The organism is Thiospirochaeta perfilievii (assembly GCF_008329945.1).
In the GTDB taxonomy this organism is placed as follows: domain Bacteria; phylum Spirochaetota; class Spirochaetia; order DSM-2461; family DSM-2461; genus Thiospirochaeta; species Thiospirochaeta perfilievii.
This window is the reverse complement of record NZ_CP035807.1, coordinates 2,771,575-2,796,744: the sequence shown is the minus strand read 5'-3', so window position 1 is coordinate 2,796,744 and position 25,170 is coordinate 2,771,575. Positions and strand designations below refer to the sequence as shown.

The window sequence follows — 25,170 nt, the reverse complement described above, 5'->3', positions numbered from 1 at the left end:
ATCACCCCCCTTTTTTATTATTTGCTTCACTAATCATAGTCATTATAAGAGATTTGTCAAGGAGTGGCTTAGATAAGTAGACCATTGGATTTACAGGAACTGTACCAAATCTTAACTCCCAATGTAGGTGGGGACCGGTGGAATATCCTGTTGAACCAACCTCTCCAATTTTATCCCCTTTTTCAAGGTAATCCCCCCTCTCGACCACTAAACTATCCATATGATAGTAGATTGAAACCACCCCAGGTAGGTGCTCAACTACAACTGTATTCCCTGTTACAACTCGACTCTCCGAGAGTAGTACTCTACCCCTTCCGTCACTTAGAACAGGGGTTCCAATATCGGCTGCTAAATCCTCCCCTTTATGGACAGAACTACTATCCCTTCCACTAGGGAACTTAGTAAACCTTGTATAACCAAAGGGGGATGAATGCCTGCCCTTTACTGGTTTTATTAGGGGTCCATCCTCATGTAAAATGTAGGGAGAGAATGTTGATATAGCATCCCATAATCTTTTTGACTGTTCAATTCTTTCATCATCTAGTGGGGTATTTATAATTGAGTCCATTTTTTCATTGGCTATTAGCTCACTAGTAGGATACTCTCCAGACTCTATATATAGGGGCCTTTCAAAAAAATAGGTATTTAAAAGTCCCCTACCCGTAGCCTTAACCTTATACTCCCCAGGGGGTAAATTAGATGGGATACCCATTAAACCTAAAACCATGGATGTCATATTTTCATAGTAGTAGTAGTTAAAACCACTAATAGTTACTATTTTACTACCTTTAAAATCAAAAAGCTCAAAAATATAATCGAGACTCTCTTCAACTGGGGATATAACAAGGGTTAAGACCTCCCCTTGAACAACACTGTCATTCATATAGAACTCATTAGCTCCAATAGTTAAAGCAATAAGCAATAGAGTTAAAAATAGTAGTTTTCTCATTTTATAATATCCATAATATTTAGCTGAAGTGTCTCGTTTCCACCGTAGAAATTCTTTTCGACCCTATAGGCAATATCAACAATATCATCCTTAGTAAACTCTACTCCTACCCTCTCTGCGCTATTCCAAAATATTCCTGGCCACTTATAATTACCAATCTCAAATAGTAATTTTAAGTGTTTTTTCTCCATCTTACCCATAAAATTAATATCTACTATTTTTACCCTCTTTGTTCCAAAAACAAGGGGTTTATTGGCTTCTCCATAGGGTTCAAAATAGTCATTTATCTTAATAATATCCGGAGACAGGTAGTCTGAGGGTATAAATGCATCAATTTTTAGTTTGTCAGACTTTAAGTTTAACTTAGTAATAATTTTTCCACTAGATAGTAGTTTTTTTACTCTACTTAGAAATTTAGAGAGGTCACTATATTTTAATTTAAAACCTGCAGCACACTTATGGCCACCCCACTCTAGTAGAATATCCCCTAAGCCTTGGAAAAACTGGTTTATATCTAAATTACCTGGAGATCTAATAGAGCCTGTTAACTCATCATCCTCTTTTGCCAATATAATGGACGGAACATTAAAAATGGACTGGGCTCTTGATGCTATAATACCTGTAACACCTTTAAACATATTTTTATGGTATAAAACTATAAGCTTATTATTAAACTCCTCATATACCGAGTGCAGCTCCCCATAAACGTCACTCCAAATAGAGTCGGAAATTGATTTTCTCTCCTTATTTAGTGCCAAAAGTTCAAGGGCTAACCTGTTTTTTTGGTTTGAATCTCTATTTAAAAGTACTTCAACAGCAATATCTGCTTTCTTCATTCTTCCTGCGGAGTTTATAATAGGTGCTAAACCCCAGGATATATCCTTACTATTTAAATCCCTACCAAGTAGCCCCTGCTTTAACATTACAGCAAGAAGACCCTCCCGCTTTGTTTTTGACAAAATATCCATCCCTTTATTTACAAGGATTCGATTCTCTCCCTTTAGGGGCATTAAGTCGGCAACTGTTCCAAGTGCTACTAAATCTAGGGTTTTAATAAATGGTTCAAAGTTATCCATATATCTTCTATCAATATAAGTAGTAAAAAGGCTTATTATTAAATCTATCTGTCTAAACTCTAAATCACTATATAGTCTCATTTTACTTAGGGAGGTTAACTCCTGTAAACTTCGCCCTACAATACCCCTTAAAACTCTGTGTATCTCAGGTTCAATATCTAAAAAATGTATTTCAACTGCTGTCCCAAAGACTTTATTAAAAAGTGATTTTTGAAACTTTTCTCCATAGACAAGGATCTGCTCCCCCCTAAGGAAATCGATTAACTCTTCCTTATCATTACTAACTAACCTATTAGTTTCTACCAGGTTGTGTAGTTTTACAGCACTAAACTCGATATCACCATTTCTATCTTCACCATGTAAAAAACATATAGGTGACTTATATATAGAGTCTATTAAAGAGAAACATAGAGCCCATACAACCTTAGATACAACTCCACAGGCTGCAAGACCACTAAATGGGTATCCTGAACCAAGAACCTTTGGATTAATTATAAAGTCCGCATTAGGGAGTTCACCATCCCTTGGATTATGATGATCAATAACAATTATAGATATCCCAAGCTCTTTAGCCCTATTAATTGCATCAAATGCGGATATTCCACAATCTACTGTTATAATTAAAGAGATATCCTTATTGTATGCCTCATCTACAACTTTTACAGAGAGTCCATAACTATCACTTCCTGTGGGAACAGTAATAGTTAAATCTAAATCTAATATACCTAGGCTTTCGTAGAGTATTACACTACTTGTAACCCCATCAACATCCTTATCACCAAAAACAAGGACCTTCTCACCCTCTTCCTTTGCAAGATGAAGTCGATCTATAACATCTTCCATATCCTTAAAAAGAAAAGGGTTGTGTAAAAATCTTGTATCCTTCTCTAAGAAGAACTTTATATCATTAGGGGCTGTTATCCCCCTTCTTACAAATATTGATGACAATAGGGTATCTATTCCGTACTTTTCACTAAGAGCTCTAACTATTGTTGGCTCTACTTCTGTTTTTTCCCAAATCATGGGCTATATTAAACCATTTGAGGAATTTAAAGTCAAAAGCTTTCCTCCGGTATAATTTTTTATTAATTCTAAAAGGTATTTTTTTAATAGTTCTAAAGAGTCCTGCCCTAAACCAATTCTAAGTGCTTTATTAAAATCTAGGGTGGGAGTATTTATACAGTAACGAAGTATCCCTGGGTTTAACTCTAAAGCTTTTCTGCTACTGTTACACCTACAACAGTGTAGTTCATAATCCCCAGGGTAGAATAGAGACTCTTTTTCAATCTGGGTGTAACAGTTAGAACAGCTATTAAATGAGGGAAGTAGACCCTGCTCAAGGAAAACCCTTAATAGAAACTGAATTAAAACAGTTTTACTATTCTCCCCCTTAGATAGATAGTAGAGACACTGCTTTAAAATAGGATAGACTCCGTCACTTCCCTGACTTTTTAAAATTATCTCTAAAAACAGAGAGGCTGTATAATAACTCTCTAGGGAGAGCTGTATCTCCTGATTAAAATTATTAACAACAACTTCCTTAGCCCTGTAATACTCCTTAACAGGATCATAATAGAGGTCCCAACTAGCCTCTACAAAGGGGTTAACCCCTGAAAATAACTTACTCTTCGGTTTCATTGCTCCAAAAGCCATAACAAAAAGAACTTCATTATCCGATGTTAAAAGGGAAACTCCTATATTATTCTCCCCTAATTGGAGTTTTTTTAGTGTTATACAGTCGATTTTAATATTTCTTTCCATTTATCCTTGCTGTTAGCCCTTTTTATTTATAGATTTATAATAAGATATAAAAGAGTAATAAGGAAAGAAAATTGGATAAAAAAGATATAATTCCAGAAGATAAAAATCTACCGGCTATGCTTCCCATAATACCACTACAGGGTAAACCTATATTTCCAGGCATTTTTTCCCCTATACTAATTGTCTCCCAAGAGGATATAAAAGTAGTTGAAGATGCTATGTTAGGAGATAAGGTAATTGGACTTTTATTATTAATAGATGATACAGATGATAACATTTCCCCTGAGAATTTATTTAATATAGGAACAGTTGCCAAAATTGTAAAAAAGGTAAACCTTCCAGATGGTGGTATTAATATATTTATATCCACAATTAAAAGATTTGAAGTTACAAGTTTTTTTATTGATGAGGATCCACTTATAGCAAGTGTAAAATATATAGATGAAGTAGTAGAAAAAAATGTAGAGATTAAGGCTTTAACCCGGTCACTAATCTCTGAGATGAAACAGATAACAGATGATAACCATATTCTATCTGAAGAGGTTCGTCTTAATATGGTTAATATTGATGAACCTGGTAAAATTGCGGATTTCATCGCCTCAATTTTAAACATTGATAGACTACAACAACAGCAGATTTTAAGTACATTTGATATAAGGGATAGACTAGAGGCTGTATTAATATATATTAAAAAAGAGCAGGATCTTTTAAGGATTCAGAAAAAGATATCTAACCAGATAAATGAGAAGATAGAGAAGAACCAAAAAGAGTACTTCCTTAGGGAAGAGATGAAGGCTATTAAAAAAGAGTTAGGTGAGCCTGCAGATGGTAAGGGTAGTGATGTTATTAAGTTTAAAGAGGCAATAGCTAAATTAGATCTTAAGGATGAGGCTAAGGAGCAGGTTGAACAGGAGTTAGAGAAGTTCTCTCTAATGGACCCTAGTTCCTCGGAGTTTTTTGTAACACGGAACTACTTAGAGACAATAATTGGTCTACCCTGGAGTGATCCTAAAAAAGATAACATTGATATAAAAAAGGGTAAAAAGATATTAGACCATGACCACTACGGTTTAGATGATGTAAAGGAGAGGATTCTAGAGTATTTAGCTGTAAGAAAGTTAAAAAATGATACTAAGGGTTCTATTATATGCCTAGTTGGTCCTCCGGGTGTTGGAAAAACATCGATAGGTAAGTCAATTGCCAGATCCATGGGACGAAACTTTTTTAGGTTTAGTGTTGGTGGAATGAAGGATGAGGCTGAAATTAAAGGTCATAGAAGAACTTATATTGGTTCTATGCCCGGTAAGATAATTCAAGGTCTTAAAATTGTAAAAACAAAGGCACCTGTTTTTATGATAGACGAAATAGACAAACTTAGTTCTAGCCCAATGGGAGATCCATCCTCTGCTTTATTAGAGGTTTTAGACCCAGAACAGAATATCGCATTTAGGGACCACTATATTGACCTACCATTTGATTTATCCCATGTTCTATTTATAGCAACAGCCAATAGTTTAGATACTATACCTAAACCCCTACTAGATAGAATGGAGATAATTAGGTTATCTGGATATATATTAGATGAGAAGGTACAGATTGCTAAAAAATACCTTATACCTAAATCTATAAAAAAACACGGTTTAGAAAAATCTCAAATAAAATTCCCAAATGCGACTCTTAAGGCTATTGGAGAGGGCTACGCACGGGATGCTGGTATGAGAACCTTTGAACACGCCCTTGATAAGATAAATAGAAAGGTTGTAAAGAAGATTATATTAGAAAAGCCAGAACTGCCTATAGAGATAACACCTGATGTTTTAGAGGAGTATCTTAAAAAACCATATTTTAGGGATGAAGAGGTTAAAAAGGTTACAGAGCCAGGTATGGCAATAGGCCTTGCATGGACTAACTACGGTGGAGATACCCTAATTATTGAGACTGTTAAAACCCCTGGGAAAACAGCCCTACAACTAACAGGACAGTTGGGGAATGTTATGAAGGAGTCTGCTAACCTTGCATATACATATATTAAGAGTATAGCTAAGGATTATGGGGTTAAACCTGACTTCTTTGAAAAAAATACTATCCATCTGCACATTCCCGAGGGAGCAACACCTAAGGATGGACCTTCAGCTGGTATAACCATGGCTACAACATTTTTATCCCTAGCTAAAAATAAGCAGGTGAAAAAGGGTTTTGCCATGACAGGAGAGTTATCCCTAACTGGGAAGGTTCTTCCTATTGGTGGATTAAAAGAGAAGGTTATTGCTGCAAGGCGAAATAAAATTAAGCATATAATAATACCTATTCAAAATGAAAGGGATTTAGATGAAATTCCAGAGAAGGTAAAAAAGGGTATCACATTTTATCCTGTGACTCTAATGAAAGAAGTTATTGATATTTTATTATAAATTAAAAGGCCTCCATTATAACAGGAGGCCTTCTTATTATTTAAAGTTTAAAGAGTTACTTAAAGAGTTCGTCTATTTCATCTCTATAAATTTCATCTATAGCATGACGTTTTAAATCCTGTTTTCCACTTAACTCCTTACCTACTTCAAAGGGTTTAGTTAAGAGTTTAAACTTATAGATTCTCTCAAAGGTTTTAAAGCCATTTTCTACTGATACAAGTCTATTAATTTCATCATTTATCATCTCCCTTATCTCAGGAAGTTCACATAGAGCCTCTTCATCGGAGTAGCTTATATTATTATCATTAGCAAAGGATTTAATTGTATCTATGTCAACAACTATTAAGGCAGATAGATACTTTTTATCCTGACCAACAATAACAGGAGTCTGAATATACATAGACTCACCTAGTTTTCTCTCTATTGGTCCAGGTTCAAGGTTCTCACCACCTAATAAAACTATTGTATCCTTCTCTCGGCCAACAATTCTAAATTCACCATCAAGACTCTCTATTGCTATATCCCCAGTATTTAGCCAACCGTCCTTATCAATAGCAATTTTTGTAAGATCATCCCGCTTAAGATAACCAAGCATTACTTGTTCACCCCGAACATATAAAACACCCTTATGTCCTGGAGTTAAGATATTACCCTCTTCGTCCCTTATTTGAAACTCACAACCAAATGGAGTTCCAATTGTACCACGAACAGGTTTATCCTGATGTTTTAAACCAATTATAGGTGCACTCTCAGTTAATCCATAACCCTCTAGGAGTAGAATACCTGCTGCACTAAAAAACTCTTCAACATGAGCAGGAAGGGACCCGCCACCACTAATACCAGCAACAAATCTGTTTCCAAATTTGGACTTAATCTTATTTAAAACTAAGACTTTACCAAGGGCATTTAATGGGGCAAAAACAACCCATGCTGGTATTGCAAATAACTTATCTATAAGCTTAGAGCTATGGGTAAATCTTGGATTAAGCCCTAATAGAGTATCTGTCTTATGTCTATGGTATATACAGACTTTAGTAAAAAAGTGGAATAGAGATTTAGATACCTTACTGCCTGTATTCACCTTTTTATATATCCCTGTTTTAAGGGCATCCCATATTCTGGGAACAGATGCTAACCAGGTTGGATTAAGGGTTTCAAAATCCTTTAACATTACAGACCCAATAGGTTTAGAATAGGCTAATGCTGAACCTGAAGCTAGTGCTATATACTGTATGGCCCTTTCATAACTATGCCAAACAGGTAAAACTGTTAACCAAATATCCTTACCAGGTGTAAGATGTATTTTTGAGTCTATCTGTTTAGTTTGATGAACAAAGTTATACTGACTTAACATAACCCCCTTAGGGTCTCCAGTAGTACCGGAAGTAAAAATTATAGTAGCTAAATCATCCTTCTCCCCACTATCAATGGACTTTTCAACAAAGGATGAATCCTTACCAAGACCTAGATTATAAAGTTCATCAAATGTATATAAACTCTTTCCAGGGATCTGAATCTTATCACCTTCAATTATAATAATGTTCTTTACATTAGGTAGCTTATCTATTACTTCAATAGTTTTATCTAATTGATTTTTATTCTCAACAAAAACAGTTTCACATTCGGCAAAGTTTAAAATATACTCTAACTCTCCCTTTGTAACATCTACTCCCCTTGGAACATTTGCGGCCCTAAGTGCAGCTAGTGCTTGATCTATTAATAACCACTCACCCCTATTTTCGGAGATAACTCCGACCTTTGAACCTTTAACTACATTTAATCCAGTAAGTGCTGTTGCTAAAACCAATGTTTTATTATAGAACTCACTATAGGATACTTCTTCAAATTCACCCTGCTTATTTTTTATATACTGCAAAGGGTAATCCTTGTATTTTGTTGCATAATCTTTAAGAATTTGCGATATCGTATTACTCATATATAGACTTTAATACTGAAAGGTAGGAATAACAAGGGTTATTTTTTATTTTACGTATTAAAATTCTATGATATTATAGGTTATGGATAAAAATAATTCTCATATTACATACGCTATAGATAACTCAAAAAGGTTGACTCTTACAATATATAAATATCTCGCAGAAGAGAGAAATTATATTGATGAAATTGTAGAGATGTATCTAAAACAGACTGACTTAGAGCATCTAACTAGTCAATTAACTTACTGTATCCACGAATTAGCTGGAAATGCTTGTAGAGCAAATACAAAAAGAAGCTATTTTAAGGATAAGCAGCTAAATATTGAGGATAGTGAACACTATAATAAGGGAATGGAAAACTTTAAGGATGAGGCATTTTCCAATATGGATAAATACCATGAAACAAAAAAGGAACATGGCCTATATATTAAATTCCAAATAAAAAAGAATGATAAATCCATTGATCTAAGTATATTAAACAATGTGCCATTAACTGAGATTGAAGAGAACAGAATTAAAGAGAAATTCGAGTTAGTAAAGGGTTTTGATAATGTAGCAGAGGCTTTTACCCTTCTTGCAGACTCATCAGAGGGGCAGGGTTAGGTATAGCAATGATGATTATGATGTTAAAGGAGATGGGGTTAGACCCTAATCAACTAAGAATATTTAGGGCCTCCGATGAGACCCATGCGGTTTTAACTCTTCCATTAGAGAAGGTTTCAGCCTAATTTAACCTCTACATAACCTAGGTGTTCTTCACCTGGGTTTATTAGTTTAAGACCAGCTTCTGGGTAGTTAAAACTATCCGATGGCCCAGTTATAGGTTCTACAGCTATTGATAACCTATCATCTGGTATAAATAACTGAAGTGCAGGAAAGAGATCTTTTGAGAAGTTTACCTCTATTTTTTTACAACAGTCACTTAATACAAACTCTCCCCTATCTTTAAGGCTTATAGCAATATCTAATTCCATATCACCTATTACCCTAGGGCTTGAAAAGTCATACTCTGTGTTTTTAACACTATAGTGGTTCCCCTTATAATATAGATTTTCATCAACATCGTAATACTCATTGGAGTCAAACTGTAGAGTAGCTAGATCTATAACATTTCCAAAGGTAAAGTATGGGTGCCAACCAAAGGCATAGGGAGCCTGGCTCTCCCCTGGATTAAATATTTTGAAATCCATCTTAAACCCATTATTACTAATGATATAGTTAATATTCAGACCTATTTTAAATGGATAACCCTTAAATTCGGAGTTATCTATTACTGTTTCTAGGGTTAATGTTGTAGTGTTTTCATCCTCTTTTGTATTAATTTCATCCATTGTTCTATTGTAAATTAGTCCATGGATACTATCCTTTCCATCACAATTTAAAGGGAAAGCATGGGTTTTTCCGTCAAAACAGTACTCACCCTTTGGGATTCTGTCGTTAAATGGAAATAACAAGCGCCCTCTAAATAGATCATTTTTTGTTAGCTCACTATGCCTATCTGAAAAGAGTACATCTTTACCATCTAATTCTAACTCGTAGATCATTCCACCTAAGCTCTTTACTACAGATACGCTATTTTTTCCTGCAGAAAGCGTAATAACTTCCTGTCCATCTATTATATTTCGTTTAATCATAGGATATATTCTAAAAGAGTATTGACTATAGTTCAAGGCTTATGTATATTACTTAACGAAACGACGCAGGGTGGAGCAGTTGGCAGCTCGTTGGGCTCATAACCCAAAGGCCGTAGGTTCAAGTCCTACCCCTGCTATTTAATAAGACAATCCAATAAGGTTGTCTTTTTTTGTTATAAATAATTACTAAAGTATATTATGGACTTGAAACGAAGTGAACGCCGACCCTAGGGAGGAATAGTCGACAGGACGTCGACGACAGTGAACGAAGGTGTCTGAAAAAAGGAAGCAGGATGCTGACGATTGAAAGACAAGTCCTACCCCTGCTATTACAAGAGATAATCTTTTACGGTTATCTCTTTTTTATTTATAACCTAATTTTTTACTCCCATATTAATACTTTAGTATTATAAACATCCTATTTTTTTTTATAGCTTAATACTTTAAGATGATTCCCAATTTTCATTATTAATTTAATTTTAATAAAAAAAGGAGTTAATAATGAAACTATATTTTAAAATGATTTTTATTTTCCTTTCATCATTGCTAATTCTATCCTGTAACCCAGATATTGATGAAAGTATCGCCTGTGTAAAATCCTCTCTAGAACCTGGAGAGTATTCAGAACAAAAGGAAATAACGTTAAGTTGTGAAACCAATGGGGTAACCATTTATTACACTTTAAATAATGAAGAACCAACAGTTGATGACTTTGTTTATTCTAGTCCAATACTTTTAGACAAAGATTTAACAATTAAATCTATTGCAATTAAGGATGGTTATCTTTCCAGTGCAATGACAATTTTTAACTACACCTTAAAAGAAGAAGCTGCTGAATCTGTAAAGAATATAACCTTCTCTGTTACTGAGGGTACTTACAACTCTGATATAACAGTTTCTTTAACTTCAGAAACTGAGAATTGCTCTATTTATTATACACTTAACAATGAAGAACCAACTAGTAGCTCAACTTTATACTCTTCTCCTATAGAAATAAAGAATGATGGTGCAGAGATTACAATTAAGGCTATTGGAATTAAAGATGGAATGAATAATAGTTCTGTTTCAAGTTCATCGTATAAAATAGAATACTTTACTATTACATTTAATAGTAATCAAGGAACTAATGTTTCCAGTATAAAAGCTCCAAAAGATTCTACAATTTCTTCTCCTTCTAACCCAACAAGGGATGGATATTCCTTTATTAATTGGTACAAGGAAGATAGTTTAACTAACGTATGGAATTTTTCTACTGATAAAGTTACTGAAAATACAACTTTATTTGCAAAATGGGAAATTCTTCCACCTAATGAATACAAGGTATCATTTAATACAAATGGTGGATCTGTAATTTCTGACATTACACAAGAGGAAAATGAAAAAATTACTGCTCCAGTTGAACCTGTAAAAGATGGGTATACTTTTATAGACTGGTACAAAGAAGATTCTTACACAAATAAATGGAATTTTTCCACAGATGTAGTAACTATGGATACTACTTTATTTGCTAAGTATTCTGCTATAAACTACGATATAACCTACAACCTAAATGATGGTACTAATGCTGCTAACCCAGCTACATACACTGTAGAGACCGATACAATTACCTTACTAAACCCTACTAAAACAAACTACACTTTTAACGGTTGGTACACCACAGATGACTTCTCTGATTCTGTAGTTACGTCTATAGCACAAGGCTCCACAGGAAACAAAGTATTCTATGCAAAATTCACCCCTATAACCTACTCTATTACCTATAACCTAAATGATGGTACTAATGCTGCTAACCCAGCAACTTACACTGTAGAGACTGATACAATTACCTTACTAAACCCTACTAAAACAAACTACACTTTTAACGGTTGGTACACCACTGATGACTTCTCTGATTCTGTAGTTACATCTATAGCACAAGGTTCCACAGGAAACAAAGTATTCTATGCTAAATTTTCCCCGAACCAAACAGTAGGAGTAACCATAGAAGGAACTGTAGACAAAACCATAACTATTATCGGTCTACAGGATACCTACAAAGTTGGAGACACTATGGAACTATCGGTTGCAGAAATATTTTCTGATAATGATTCTGACTACAAGTGGAACTACAGAGATGAAGATTATTATGGAAGAACGTTTTGGGGCAAGAGCATAAGTATAAACGTTTCGTCAAATGATATCGGAACTCAATTATTCACACTGTTAATAAAAGATACTGATGGTCAGTATTATTCAAAAAATTTCAGAGTAACCATTACAAACTAAAAGGGAGAAATAAATGAAGATACATACAAAAATACTAACTTCATTGTTATTATTAATATCGATATTCAGTTGTAATCTATTCCAAACTGAAGAAAGCAACTTAGTTAATGTAACTATTGCATTAGATAATTCAAGAACAATTATGCCTAGTGCAGATATTAAAGAGTATAAATTATATGGAAATAAAACCGGAGAGACCGAAGAATTACTTGGAACTTACACAAATTTATCCACAGCGGTTCTTACCCTAGAAAAAGGAACCTGGGAGTTTAAACTTGAAGCTATTAAAAATGATGATAATTTATTTGGTAGTAACACTTTAACAGACCAAGTCCTTGGAGATTCCCCTGTAACCCTAAGTTTTACAATAACTAATAGTAACACTACAAGTAAAGGTACCGTTGATATTACTTTTAACTGGCCAACAACAATACCTGTTGCAAAATATGACTTGAGATTTGGTACAATAGCCGAACCAATATCTATTATATACGATGAAGAGGTTGATATAGCTACAAATACATTTAACTATACAAATGACACCCTTGATAAGGGAACATATAAAATTTCACTATACCTACAAGATGAAAACTATAAGGATTTATGCATCTATACAGATATTGTTCAAATAGAGTGTGGCTTAATAAGTAAATCAACAATTAATCTTACAGAAGATGACTTTAATAAAAAACCTATAGCACCAAGTAACTTACAAGGAACACTATCTCCTTCTACAGAACTAAATGTAGGGAAACTTTTATTAACATGGAGTGATAACTCAAATAATGAGAAAAAATTCCGTTTAGATTTCTCATTCTCTGAAAATGATGATTTTTCTCCCAGGATAGATTTCGATGGGGGAACTCAAACAATGATAATAACTCAAAATAGAGGTTCAACAATTTACTTTAGACTAGTAGCTTCCAATAGTATTGGAGATTCCGCTCCAAGTAATGTAATAGGACCTATAACTTTCCCTTATCTTGTGCAGTTTAATCTAGATGGAGGTAGTATTAGTGAAGAAACTACTGTTCCATCCCAAGAAATTGCACCAAACGGAACAATTTCATTACCAACAAACCCTACTAGGGATGGGTATGTATTTGTTGGTTGGTTTAGTGCAATTAATGGTGGAGGAACAGAGTATACATCATCTACTCAGGTAAGTACTAATGTTACTTTATACCCTAAATGGCTTGCTCTTAACAGTGTAACACAAAATGACGGTGTATCAGGAACTACAGATACAGCTAGCTTAACCCTAACATTTAGTACTGATCCAGGTGCAATTACAGTCGATGATATAACCTTAACAGGAGCAACAAAAAGTACATTAACTGGAACAGGAGCTACAAGAACACTAACTATTTCAAATATTACTGTTGGAAATGCTGAAAATGTAACTGTTACAGTAAATACTTTATCAAAGACAGTGGTGGTGTATAGAGCTCCTTATGTAGGTATGCCATTTCAGGGAGGGATTATTGCATATTTTCTGCAATCTGGTGATCCAGGGTATGTATCTGGTGAAACCCACGGACTTATTGCATCGACAGCAGACTTAAGTACTGGAATACAATGGGCCCACCAACATGATATAGCAATCGGGGCAACCGGAACGGCACTTGGAACGGGCCAGGGAAATACAACAACAATAGTAAATAATCAGGGAAACGTATTAAGTTATGCAGCCAGACTTTGTTATGAATACTCAACTGTAGAGGATGGAGTAACTTATGATGATTGGTATTTAGCGTCAAAAGATGAGTTAAATAAGCTTTATCTGAACAAGGCAGCTGTTGGTGGGTTTACCGGTGTTTACTATTGGTCGTCGTCCGAGAACAATGATTCCTTGGCGTTGGTCCAGTCATTAGTCACTGGCGGTCAGGGCTCCCACCCTAAGAACATAAATTATCCGGTTCGGGCTGTTCAATCTTTTTAGTAATATAATATATCATTTTAATTAGGGGGCTTTTGCCCCCCCTTTAATATATATTAAATAATTATTTCGGATATTATCATATTATGTTCTTTATACACATTTAAAGATGCATCCTTGTAATAATTTTTTAGTCTAGCTAAAATATTTTCTAAATATTCTAATTCCCCCTTACATTCCAATCAAACTGTACAAGGTTTCTTTTATCCATATCAAAGACTAGGCCTAGTTCATAGATAGTGGTGTTCGTTATTCCTAGGTACTTTTTAGCGTAATCCATATCTTGTATTTGCTTTAATGCAAGGTTTTGGGAATTTGGTTCAAAATTAGTAGTGGTTTTAATCTCCATAACACAAATGGTGTTACCAAGTTTAATAGTCATATCAGCTTGGCCGTGGTTTGTTATATCCTCGGGGATTACATCGCAGTTTATAGCAGAGAAGAAGGCATAGAGAACAGAGGCATAATAACCCTCGTATTCATACATCTTGTTTTTTGTAAAGTTTCGGTATGGGATCCCTGCAAAAATCCGAGTTATAGTTTTTTCTAGTGTATCAAAGGAGCCACTTTGTAAAGAATTATATATGGATTCCTCTAATTTCATCTTCTGGGTAGTATAAAAAGTATAACCATTTATAAGGTATTCATTAAATGATGTTTTTACTTCGAAATTTGGAAACTGTAACTTAAATTTTAGCCTTCCCATAACAGTTGTGACTTCTTTTATAGTTAAATACCCTGACTGAAAAAGTAGGGCTGTCGGTTCAATATTATCAATGTCAAAGGAACTAAGTATTTCTTCTCCCACTTCTATGTCATTAAGATCAGGTAGAAAATAATTGTTTTTTTGGAATAGTTTAATTAGAAAAGTAGGAGTCCCTGTTTCAAACCAGTAATTTCTGTAACTTCTATTATTACTAATAAAAAGTAGGATATCAAAGGGGTTGTATACAGCAGATGTATGCACATTGCCTAAAAAATTATAACCGTTATACCAGTTTTTTAGTAGTTCCCTATCAACACCCTCAAGGTGTTCCTTGAAGTAAACTTCTAGATCATTTTGAGTATAGCCACAAATTGTTGCATAATCTTTATTAAGTGTAATATCCTCAAGGTTATTAATTCCAGAAAAGATATTAACTTTACTGAATTTACTAACACCTGTTAAAAATACAAACTGAATATTAGTATCTTGTTCTTTAATTACAGAATAAAAGCTTTTTAATCCATCACGAATTTCCATTGCCATTTCAGGATTTTCAATGTTATCAAGTAAGGGTTTATCATATTCATCAATTAGAATAACAACTTTAGAAGAATATTTAGATGCAAGAGATCCAATTGTCTCACTGAATATACCTGAAACAGTTTCAGATTCTATAGAAATATTATGATATTTTTTAATAGCATTAAATTTTTCTTTAAGTATTACATCAAGTTCATCTCTATTTCTTACAAAACCACCTGCAAAATCAATTTTTATAACAGGATATTTTTTGTCCCAGTCCCAATTATTATAAATAAAAAGGCCTTTAAAAAGATCTTTATTACCTTCAAATATCTCCTTTAAAGTATCCAGGAATAAAGATTTACCAAATCTTCTAGGCCTAGATAAAAAATATGCTCCAGCTTTATGTATAAGTTTGTATGCAATTTCTGTTTTATCGACATAAACCATATTGTTTTCTAGCAATTTAGATAATGTACTTATCCCAACAGGTAGGTTTTTCATCTTCTTATTCTCCAATCAAACTGAACCAAATTTCTTTTATCCATATCAAAGACTAGGCCTAGTTCATAAACAGATGTGTTCGTTATTCCTAGGTACTTTTTAGCGTAATCCATATCCTGAATTTGCTTTAGGGCAAGGTTTTGGGAATTTGGTTCAAAATTAGTAGTGGTTTTAATCTCCATAACACAAATAGTGTCACCAAGTTTAATAGTCATATCTACTTGGCCGTGGTTTGTAATATCCTCAGGTATTACATGGCAGTTTATAGCAGAGAAGAAGGCATAGAGAACAGAGGCATAATAACCCTCGTATTCATACATCTTGTTTTTTGTAAAGTTTCGGTATGGAATCCCTGCAAAAATACGGGATATAGTTTTTTCTAGTGTATCAAAGGAGCCACTTTGTAAAGAATTATATATGGATTCCTCTAATTTCATCTTCTGGGTGGTATAAAAAGTATAACCATTTATAAGGTATTCATTAAATGATGTTTTTACTTCGAAATTTGGAAACTGTAACTTAAATTTTAACCTTCCCATAACAGTTGTGACTTCTTTTATAGTTAAATAACCAGATTGAAACAGTAGGGTTGTAGGTTCAATATTATCAATGTCAAAGGAACTAAGTATTTCTTCTCCCACTTCTATGTCATTAAGATCAGGTAGAAAATAATTGTTTTTTTGGAACAGTTTAATTAGAAAGGTAGGAGTTCCTGTTTCAAACCAGTAATTTCTGTAGGTCTTACCATTACTTAGAAAAAGTAATATATCAAAGGGATTATATACAGCAGATGCATACCCATTGCCTAAAAAATTATAACCGTTATACCAGTTTTTTAGTAGTTCCCTATCAACCCCTTCAAGATGTTCCTTAAAGTAAACTTCTAGATCATTTTGAGTATAGCCACAAATTGTTGCATAATCTTTATTAAGTGTAATATCCTCAAGGTTATTAATACCGGAAAAAATATTTACCTTACTGAATTTACTAACACCAGTTAAAAATACAAACTGAATATTAGTATCTTGTTCTTTAATTACAGAATAAAAATTCTTTAAGCCTTCCCTAATTTCCATTGCCATTTCAGGATTTTCGATATTATCAAGTAAGGGTTTATCATATTCATCAATTAGAATAACAACCTTAGATGAGAATTTATCCTGAATTTTGAATATTAATTCATTAAATTGATTGGATATACCTGTTTCATTTAACTGGATATTATACAGGTTTTTATAATGGTTAATATTTGCCTGGATTTTATTATTAAGATCTTTACTGTTCTTTACAGAACCACCTGCAAAATCAATTTTTATAACAGGATATTTTTTGTCCCAGTCCCAATTGTCGTAAATAAAAAGGCCTTTAAAAAGATCTTTATTACCTTCAAATATCTCCTTTAAAGTATCAAGGAATAAAGATTTACCAAAACGTCTGGGTCTAGATAGAAAAAAACGTCCTGGAGATTTAATTAATTTAAAAGCGGTCTCTGTTTTATCTACATAGACCAGATCATTTTCTATTATCATACTTAGATTACTTATTCCAATAGGTAGGTTTTTCATCTTTTTATTCTCCAATCAAACTGAACCAAGTTTCGTTTATCCATATCAAAGACTAGGCCTAGTTCATAAACAGATGTGTTCGTTATTCCTAGGTACTTTTTAGCGTAATCCATATCCTGTATTTGTTTTAGGGCAAGGTTTTGGGAATTTGGTTCAAAATTAGTAGTGGTTTTAATCTCCATAACACAAATAGTACTACCAAGTTTAATAGTCATATCGACTTGTCCATGGTTTGTTATATCCTCAGGTATTACATCACAGTTTATAGCAGAGAAGAAGGCATAGAGAACAGAGGCATAATAACCCTCGTATTCATACATCTTATTTTTTGTAAAGTTTCGGTATGGAATCCCTGCAAAAAGTCTAATTATCGTTTTTTCAAGGCTTTTAAAATCCCCACTTTTTAAGGCACTAAAAGTACTTTTTTGTATCGGAGTTTTTTGCTCATTAAGATCGGTGTAAGCAGTAATTATATAATCATTTAAGGCTATTTTTACCTCATTATTAGGTATTTTTAGACTATAAAACTGTTTTCCCATACTATCATCAACACTATCAATAGTTAAATACCCAGTTTGGAAAAGTAAGGTTATAATTGATATCGAATCAATTTCGAAGGAACTTAATATTTCTTCTCCAACTTCAACATTAGATAAGTCAGGTAAAAAATAATTGTTTTTTTTGAGTAATTTAATTAAAAAAGTTGGTGTCCCTGTTTCAAACCAGTAATTTCTGTAGGTCTTACCATTACTTAGAAAAAGTAATATATCAAAGGGATTATATACAGCAGATGCATACCCATTGCCTAGAAAATTATAACCGTTATACCAGTTTTTTAGTAGTTCCCTATCAACCCCTTCAAGATGTTCCTTAAAGTAAACTTCTAGATCATTTTGAGTATAGCCACAAATTGTTGCATAATCTTTATTAAGTGTAATATCCTCAAGGTTATTAATTCCAGAAAAGATATTAACTTTACTGAATTTACTAACACCTGTTAAAAATACAAACTGAATATTAGCATCCTGTTCTTTAAATATAGAATAAAAATTCTTTAAGCCTTCCCTAATTTCCATTGCCATTTCAGGATTTTCTATATTATCTAAAAGAGGTTTATCATATTCATCAATTAGTACAACAACCTTAGATGAGAATTTATCCTGAATTTTGAATATTAATTCATTAAATTGATTGGATATACCTGTTTCATTTAACTGGATATTATACAGGTTTTTATAATGGTTAATATTTGCCTGGATTTTATTATTAAGATCTTTAATGTTCTTTACAGAACCACCTGCAAAATCAATTTTTATAACAGGATATTTTTTGTCCCAGTCCCAATTATTATAAATAAAAAGACCTTTAAATAGATCTTTATTACCTTCAAATATCTCCTTTAAAGTATCAAGGAACAAAGATTTACCAAATCTTCTGGGTCTAGATAAAAAATATGCTCCAGCTTTATGTATAAGTTTGTATGCAATTTCTGTTTTATCGACATAAACCATATTGTTTTCTAGCAATTTAGATAATGTACTTATCCCAACAGGTAGGTTTTTCATCTTCTTATTCTCCAATCAAACTGAACCAAATTTCGTTTATCCATATCAAAGACTAGGCCTAGTTCATAGACTTTGGTGTTCGTTATTCCTAGGTACTTTCTAGCGTAATCCATATCCTGTATTTGCTTTAGGGCAAGGTTTTGGGAATTTGGTTCAAAATTAGTAGTGGTTTTAATCTCCATAACACAAATAGTGTCACCAAGTTTAATAGTCATATCTACTTGTCCATGGTTTGTTATATCCTCAGGTATTACATCACAGTTTATAGCAGAGAAGAAGGCATAGAGAACAGAAGCATAATAACCCTCGTATTCATACATCTTGTTTTTTGTAAAGTTTCGGTATGGAATCCCTGCAAAAATACGGGATATAGTTTTTTCTAGTGTATCAAAGGAGCCACTTTGTAAAGAATTATATATGGATTCCTCTAATTTCATCTTCTGGGTGGTATAAAAAGTATAACCATTTATAAGGTATTCATTAAATGATGTTTTTACTTCGAAATTTGGAAACTGTAACTTAAATTTTAACCTTCCCATAACAGTGGTTACTTCCTTTATAGTTAAATAACCAGATTGAAACAGTAGGGTTGTAGGTTCAATATTATCAATGTCAAAGGAACTAAGTATTTCTTCTCCAACTTCTATGTCATTAAGATCAGGTAGAAAATAATTGTTTTTTTGGAACAGTTTAATTAGAAAGGTAGGAGTTCCTGTTTCAAACCAGTAATTTCTGTAGGTCTTACCATTACTTAGAAAAAGTAATATATCAAAGGGATTATATACAGCAGATGTATGCACATTGCCTAAAAAATTATAACCGTTATACCATTTTTTTAGTAGTTCCCTATCAACCCCTTCAAGGTGTTCCTTAAAGTAAACTTCTAGATCATTTTGAGTATAGCCACAAATTGTTGCATAATCTTTATTAAGTGTAATATCCTCAAGGTTATTAATACCGGAAAAAATATTTACCTTACTGAATTTACTAACACCAGTTAAAAATACAAACTGAATATTAGCATCCTGTTCTTTAATTACAGAATAAAAATTCTTTAAGCCTTCCCTAATTTCCATTGCCATTTCAGGATTTTCGATATTATCAAGTAAGGGTTTATCATATTCATCAATTAGAATAACAACCTTAGATGAGAATTTATCCTGAATTTTGAATATTACTTCATTAAATTGATTGGATATACCTGTTTCATTTAGCTGGATATTATACAGGTTTTTATAATGGTTAATATTTGCCTGGATTTTATTATTAAGATCTTTAATGTTCTTTACAGAACCACCTGCAAAATCAATTTTAATAACAGGATATTTTTTATTCCAGTCCCAATTATCGTAAATAAAAAGACCTTTAAATAGATCTTTATTACCTTCAAATATCTCCTTTAAAGTATCTAGGAACAAAGATTTACCAAATCTTCTAGGCCTAGATAAAAAATATGCTCCAGCTTTATGTATAAGTTTGTATGCAATTTCTGTTTTATCGACATAAACCATATTGTTTTCTAGCAATTTAGATAATGTACTTATCCCAACAGGTAGGTTTTTCATCTTCTTATTCTCCAATCAAACTGAACCAAGTTTCGTTTATCCATATCAAAGACTAGGCCTAGTTCATAGACTGTGGTGGTGTTCGTTATTCCTAGGTACTTTTTAGCGTAATCCATATCCTGTATTTGCTTTAGGGCAAGGTTTTGGGAATTTGGTTCAAAATTAGTAGTGGTTTTAATCTCCATAACACAAATAGTACTACCAAGTTTAATAGTCATATCTACTTGTCCATGGTTTGTAATATCCTCAGGTATTACATCACAGTTTATAGCAGAGAAGAAGGCATAGAGAACAGAGGCATAATAACCCTCGTATTCATACATCTTGTTTTTTGTAAAGTTTCGGTATGGAATCCCTGCAAAAAGTCTAATTATCGTTTTTTCAAGGCTTTTAAAATCCCCACTTTTTAAGGCACTAAAAGTACTTTTTTGTATCGGAGTTTTTTGCTCATTAAGATCGGTGTAAGCAGTAATTATATAATCATTTAAGGCTATTTTTACCTCATTATTAGGTATTTTTAGACTATAAAACTGTTTTCCCATACTATCATCAACACTATCAATAGTTAAATACCCAGTTTGGAAAAGTAAAGTTATAATTGATATCGAATCAATTTCGAAGGAACTTAATATTTCTTCTCCAACTTCAACATTAGATAAGTCAGGTAAAAAATAATTGTTTTTTTTGAGTAATTTAATTAAAAAAGTGGGTGTCTCTGTTTCAAACCAGTAATTTCTGTAGGTCTTACCATTACTTAGAAAAAGTAATATATCAAAGGGATTATATACAGCAGATGCATACCCATTGCCTAGAAAATTATAACCGTTATACCAGTTTTTTAGTAGTTCCCTATCAACCCCTTCAAGATGTTCCTTAAAGTAAACTTCTAGATCATTTTGAGTATAGCCACAAATTGTTGCATAATCTTTATTAAGTGTAATATCCTCAAGGTTATTAATTCCAGAAAAGATATTAACTTTACTGAATTTACTAACACCAGTTAAAAATACAAACTGAATATTAGCATCCTGTTCTTTAAATACAGAATAAAAATTCTTTAAGCCTTCCCTAATTTCCATTGCCATTTCAGGATTTTCTATATTATCTAAAAGAGGTTTATCATATTCATCAATTAGTACAACAACCTTAGATGAGAATTTATCCTGAATTTTGAATATTAATTCATTAAATTGATTGGATATACCTGTTTCATTTAACTGGATATTATACAGGTTTTTATAATGGTTAATATTTGCCTGGATTTTATTATTAAGATCTTTAATGTTCTTTACAGAACCACCTGCAAAATCAATTTTTATAACAGGATATTTTTTGTCCCAGTCCCAATTGTCGTAAATAAAAAGGCCTTTAAAAAGATCTTTATTACCTTCAAATATCTCCTTTAAAGTATCCAGGAACAGGGATTTACCAAAACGTCTAGGCCTAGATAAAAAATAACGCCCAGGAGATTTAATTAAATTATAAGCAATTTCTGTTTTATCTACATAAACAAGATTATTTTCTATTATCATGTTTAGATTACTTATACCAATAGGTAGATTTTTCATTCTATTTACTCCAGGATGCTTTTATTATACATTAACCAACTGTTAAATGCAATTTAGTTTACGTTCTCTAAATTCAGACACCTTTCCTGTTTAAATATAGACTATCATAGCTGTCCAATACAATCAAAACAACTCCTTTTGTAGCAGATAACTTTTCTGTGGAGCTTGTTTATCAGGCGGGACTGTTAACCAATCAATTAAGTTTAGATTTGCAAATAATATCGTAGATAATATAGCCATTATTGAAGATACAGTCCAACCTAAAGTAGATTGAAATTCCATATATTTCAATATCAGAAACGAAATCATAACGATCCAAACTTGAGTTAGAACCGCATTTCGACTTGTTCCTAAAAAGCTTTTAATTTTTAGGTTTTGCTTAATTGTTTTGAAGAAAATTTCAATTTGCCATCTATCTTTATATATTGCTGAAATAGTTCTGGGGGACCATGAAAAGTGATTTGTAATTAGTGTTATACTTTTCTTCAAATCAGGATCATAACTTTCAACAAGCCGCAGTTTTAGAGGCTTTCCTTTCTTAGATATTATTTTATCAAAAACTATGATTTTTTCAGACAGTATATTTTCATACTTTGAAACGTCTTTATCGTCAAGCACAGAATATTTGGCATTTTTCTTCAGTCTTGTAACAAAATAAATACCTTCTTCACCTAAATCTGAATAATATTGGTAATCGGTATACCCTCTATCAAAAACAATAACATCATCTTTTTTAAAAGGAACATTTTTAATTTCATTAGATTCATGTACTTTTGCATCCGTCACAGTAACAAATGAGGGAATATAACTGGAATGATCTAATGTCACATGGAGTTTAATTCCTCCCTTCTTTTTCCTAAAATGAGCCCAATCAAACATGCTCAGACAAAGATCTATAGTACTCGCATCTACGCTATAAAGTGGGTTTTTAAATCTAAATTTATGATTTTTATGTTTACTATGAAGCTTTGATAATAAAGAGTAAAATAGTTTTTCATAGATCTCATTTGGACGATTATTATTTGCATAAGAGAGCGTTGAGCGTTTAGTTTTGGATATCCCTAAATGATACAGCTTTTTACTTTGAAGCTCTAAACCGTTCTCAATTCCCCTTAGACCTGTTTGTCCGCTTAATTGAGCAAATAGCATTGCTGAAAACTGGTTCCAACAGGAAAATCCTTTATTCGCGAAGTCTCCTTTTTCTGATTTTACAATTTTTTCAAATTCATATCTCGGAATTAATTGTAGTATTTGTCGAAAAATAGTATCATGAAAACTCATAGTAATCTCCTTGTGTGTGCTTTGTGTGGTACTTAGATTATACCTTGGAGATTACTTTTATAAAATACTTAAATTGTAGTTTTTTTGTTTTGGACAGCTATGATAGACTATAAAAGAATTTTTAATAAAAAAAGCTTGATATAAATAAAAGTGTTGACTCATAATATCAATATGCAAAAAAAATTACTTATTATTTTTAATTATAATTCTTACTACCAATTTAAATTCACTAGAAACTCAAAAAAATCACTAATAAATATGAAATAAAAAAATTATGAAACAAAGGGCAGTGGCTATTTGATGAAAATAGAGAATATTCTATAGATACTATCTACAATATGGAATTTAGTACTCAAACTAAATTTGATCATGGAATAACCAAAAGTAGAGTATGGGAACGCTATAGGATACAGGCTAAAGAAAGTGGGTCATGGATTATCTTTAGTAGGTGGACAAAGGCAGATAGACTAAATTTTTATGCAATGTTTCCTAATGGCAAAATAGTTATAGATTCAGCAGGAAGTGATGTTAAATTTTCAGAAAGAGAGTTTAGTCATAGAAGCCCAGCCTTCGAAGTCTACTTAAATGCTAATGAACCAGTTGATATCTATGTTTCTGTGGATAGTAGATCAAAAATGCATACAGGCCTAAAAATTACCGGAGCTTTAAATTATTTTCAGGATAATATAAGGGATGAAAGAATCCTTTTTTGGGTATTTGGAGCTATTATATCCATTGCACTTTACAACCTTATAGTTTTTATTAGTACCAAAGATCGAAATTACCTATATTATTTTTTGTACATATTTTTCATGTTAATGTATGACATTACAGTTGAAGGATTTGGTAGATATTACCTATGGCCTAATTGGCATTGGTTTTTATCTAAAGACTACAATATATTTATGTCTTTAAGCTTTGTGTTTGTACTCTTTTTTGCAAAGTCATTTTTATCAGTAAAAACCTATAGTTCAAAACTTCTAAAAGTATATAACATTACAATTATAATATTTATATTAAATATTCTTTTATTCATGTTACCACTTTCGGAAATTATTATTAATTTTACGACCCTATGCTTCTTTTATGGAATAATGCTACTATTTTTATCTGGATTATACATATCCCTAAAGGGTTACAGGCCCGCAAGATTTTATATAGTTGCCTGGATATTTCTAATTGTAGGTTCCGCAGCTACAACCCTAAGAAGGGTGCATGTGCTTCCAGATAATATTCTAACAGAGTATGCGATATATTTTGGAACCGTTGTAGAGTCAATATTATTGGCCTTTGCATTAGGTGATAGAGTTCTAATGATACAGAACAAGAAACTTGAAGCAGAGGAAGCATTAATTGATGCAAACAACCGAATATTACAAAATAGAATGAAGCCCCACTTCTTATTTAACTCAATGAATATTATTTTTAACCAAATACTAGAGTCCCCAAAGGGTGCAATGGAAAGCTTACAATTACTATCTGATAACTACCACTTTATTACCGAATTCAACGATAAGAGAATTGTTAAACTACAGGAAGAGGTTAATTTTTTAAAAAATTATTTGGATTTAATGAAGCTACGATGGCCTGATATATTGGAAATTATTTACAATATTGATGATGAATTATCAAAGATTCCTGTTCCTCCATTTATACTTCAACCCCCTGCTGAAAATGCATTTAAATACAGTTTAAATAAAATGGAACAAAAAGAAATTGAAATAAAAATACACTCAATTAATGGAATAGTTCATCTTGAAATTATTAACTTAGCTATGGATAAGCTGGGACACGTAGATTACTCAAGATCCCTTGGTAATATTATTAACAGATTAAAGGGTATATTAAGGACTCTAATCTTATTATGCCCCAGGAAAAACAGAATATTATTGCACGAATAACCTTCAGTGACCCTAGGTAAA

Annotated in this window: 16 protein-coding genes, 1 tRNA gene and 1 pseudogene; 7 read left to right on the top strand and 11 right to left on the bottom strand. The window is 32.5% G+C overall.

Translation table 11 applies throughout. From position 1 onward, the window contains the following. Window position 1 precedes the first annotated feature (1 nt). Genes EW093_RS12830 through recO form a run of 3 tightly spaced genes read right to left on the bottom strand, consistent with a single transcriptional unit; the run spans window position 2 to window position 3,786 of the window. Entirely contained in the window at window positions 2-949 is a 948-nt protein-coding gene (locus EW093_RS12830; RefSeq protein ID WP_149568798.1) for a M23 family metallopeptidase, read from the bottom strand. Then, the gene (gene recJ, locus EW093_RS12825) at window positions 946-3,048 is read right to left on the bottom strand and encodes a single-stranded-DNA-specific exonuclease RecJ (protein ID WP_149568797.1); all 2,103 of its coding nucleotides are present in this window, start codon (window positions 3,046-3,048) and stop codon (window positions 946-948) included. Before recJ ends, EW093_RS12830 begins: the two co-directional genes overlap by 4 nt. Before the next feature lie 3 nt (window positions 3,049-3,051). Then, the gene (gene recO / locus EW093_RS12820; protein WP_149568796.1) at window positions 3,052-3,786 is read right to left on the bottom strand and encodes a DNA repair protein RecO; all 735 of its coding nucleotides are present in this window, start codon (window positions 3,784-3,786) and stop codon (window positions 3,052-3,054) included. 116 nt (window positions 3,787-3,902) lie between these two features. On the opposite strand from recO, the gene lon reads away from it, so the two are divergent. Continuing rightward, on the top strand, window positions 3,903-6,197 hold the full coding sequence (lon, locus tag EW093_RS12815; protein ID WP_149569614.1) for an endopeptidase La: 2,295 nt from the start codon (window positions 3,903-3,905) through the stop codon (window positions 6,195-6,197). A 55-nt stretch (window positions 6,198-6,252) separates the two neighbouring features. Here the strand turns inward: lon and EW093_RS12810 are convergent, their stop codons facing one another. Next, on the bottom strand, window positions 6,253-8,133 hold the full coding sequence (locus tag EW093_RS12810) for an AMP-dependent synthetase/ligase (RefSeq protein ID WP_149568795.1): 1,881 nt from the start codon (window positions 8,131-8,133) through the stop codon (window positions 6,253-6,255). Window positions 8,134-8,215: 82 nt separating this feature from the next. Between EW093_RS12810 and EW093_RS12805 the strand changes: the two genes are divergently transcribed. Next, window positions 8,216-8,737 (top strand): hypothetical protein, encoded by a 522-nt coding sequence (locus EW093_RS12805; RefSeq protein ID WP_149568794.1) that lies wholly within the window; start codon window positions 8,216-8,218, stop codon window positions 8,735-8,737. A gap of 116 nt (window positions 8,738-8,853) precedes the next feature. Here the strand turns inward: EW093_RS12805 and EW093_RS12800 are convergent, their stop codons facing one another. After that, entirely contained in the window at window positions 8,854-9,768 is a 915-nt protein-coding gene (locus EW093_RS12800) for an aldose 1-epimerase (RefSeq protein ID WP_149568793.1), read from the bottom strand. 64 nt (window positions 9,769-9,832) lie between these two features. Between EW093_RS12800 and EW093_RS12795 the strand changes: the two genes are divergently transcribed. From EW093_RS12795 to EW093_RS12785, 3 genes are all read left to right on the top strand, one after another. Next, a tRNA-Met gene (locus tag EW093_RS12795) sits at window positions 9,833-9,905 on the top strand. A gap of 364 nt (window positions 9,906-10,269) precedes the next feature. Next, window positions 10,270-12,033: an InlB B-repeat-containing protein gene (locus tag EW093_RS12790; protein WP_149568792.1), complete on the top strand. Its 1,764-nt coding sequence runs from the start codon at window positions 10,270-10,272 to the stop codon at window positions 12,031-12,033. Window positions 12,034-12,046: 13 nt separating this feature from the next. Beyond that, window positions 12,047-13,975 carry an InlB B-repeat-containing protein gene (locus EW093_RS12785; protein WP_149568791.1) on the top strand — a complete coding sequence of 643 codons (1,929 nt, stop codon included), beginning with the start codon at window positions 12,047-12,049 and terminating at the stop codon, window positions 13,973-13,975. Between the two features lie 157 nt (window positions 13,976-14,132). On the opposite strand, the gene EW093_RS12780 is transcribed toward EW093_RS12785, so the two are convergent. The 6 genes from EW093_RS12780 to EW093_RS12755 form a co-directional block, all read right to left on the bottom strand. Continuing rightward, window positions 14,133-15,704 (bottom strand): ATP-binding protein, encoded by a 1,572-nt coding sequence (locus EW093_RS12780; RefSeq protein WP_149568790.1) that lies wholly within the window; start codon window positions 15,702-15,704, stop codon window positions 14,133-14,135. After that, complete coding sequence (locus tag EW093_RS12775; protein WP_149568789.1) at window positions 15,701-17,269, bottom strand: ATP-binding protein; 1,569 nt, start codon at window positions 17,267-17,269, stop codon at window positions 15,701-15,703. Before EW093_RS12775 ends, EW093_RS12780 begins: the two co-directional genes overlap by 4 nt. Beyond that, entirely contained in the window at window positions 17,266-18,834 is a 1,569-nt protein-coding gene (locus tag EW093_RS12770; RefSeq protein WP_149568788.1) for an ATP-binding protein, read from the bottom strand. Before EW093_RS12770 ends, EW093_RS12775 begins: the two co-directional genes overlap by 4 nt. Next, the gene (locus tag EW093_RS12765) at window positions 18,831-20,399 is read right to left on the bottom strand and encodes an ATP-binding protein (RefSeq protein ID WP_149568787.1); all 1,569 of its coding nucleotides are present in this window, start codon (window positions 20,397-20,399) and stop codon (window positions 18,831-18,833) included. Before EW093_RS12765 ends, EW093_RS12770 begins: the two co-directional genes overlap by 4 nt. Continuing rightward, window positions 20,396-21,967: an ATP-binding protein gene (locus EW093_RS12760; protein WP_149568786.1), complete on the bottom strand. Its 1,572-nt coding sequence runs from the start codon at window positions 21,965-21,967 to the stop codon at window positions 20,396-20,398. The genes EW093_RS12765 and EW093_RS12760 overlap by 4 nt, the downstream gene beginning before the upstream one ends. 123 nt (window positions 21,968-22,090) lie before the next feature. Continuing rightward, window positions 22,091-23,248, bottom strand: coding sequence for an IS4 family transposase (locus EW093_RS12755; RefSeq protein ID WP_149567391.1), 1,158 nt, complete (start codon window positions 23,246-23,248; stop codon window positions 22,091-22,093). Window positions 23,249-23,547: 299 nt separating this feature from the next. Here EW093_RS12755 and EW093_RS17855 point away from each other — a divergent pair. Beyond that, a pseudogene (locus EW093_RS17855) lies at window positions 23,548-23,892 on the top strand (7TMR-DISMED2 domain-containing protein); the annotation flags it as partial. Then, complete coding sequence (locus tag EW093_RS12750) at window positions 23,884-25,149, top strand: sensor histidine kinase (RefSeq protein ID WP_281283523.1); 1,266 nt, start codon at window positions 23,884-23,886, stop codon at window positions 25,147-25,149. The pseudogene EW093_RS17855 and the gene EW093_RS12750, both read left to right, overlap by 9 nt. Window positions 25,150-25,170 lie beyond the last annotated feature (21 nt).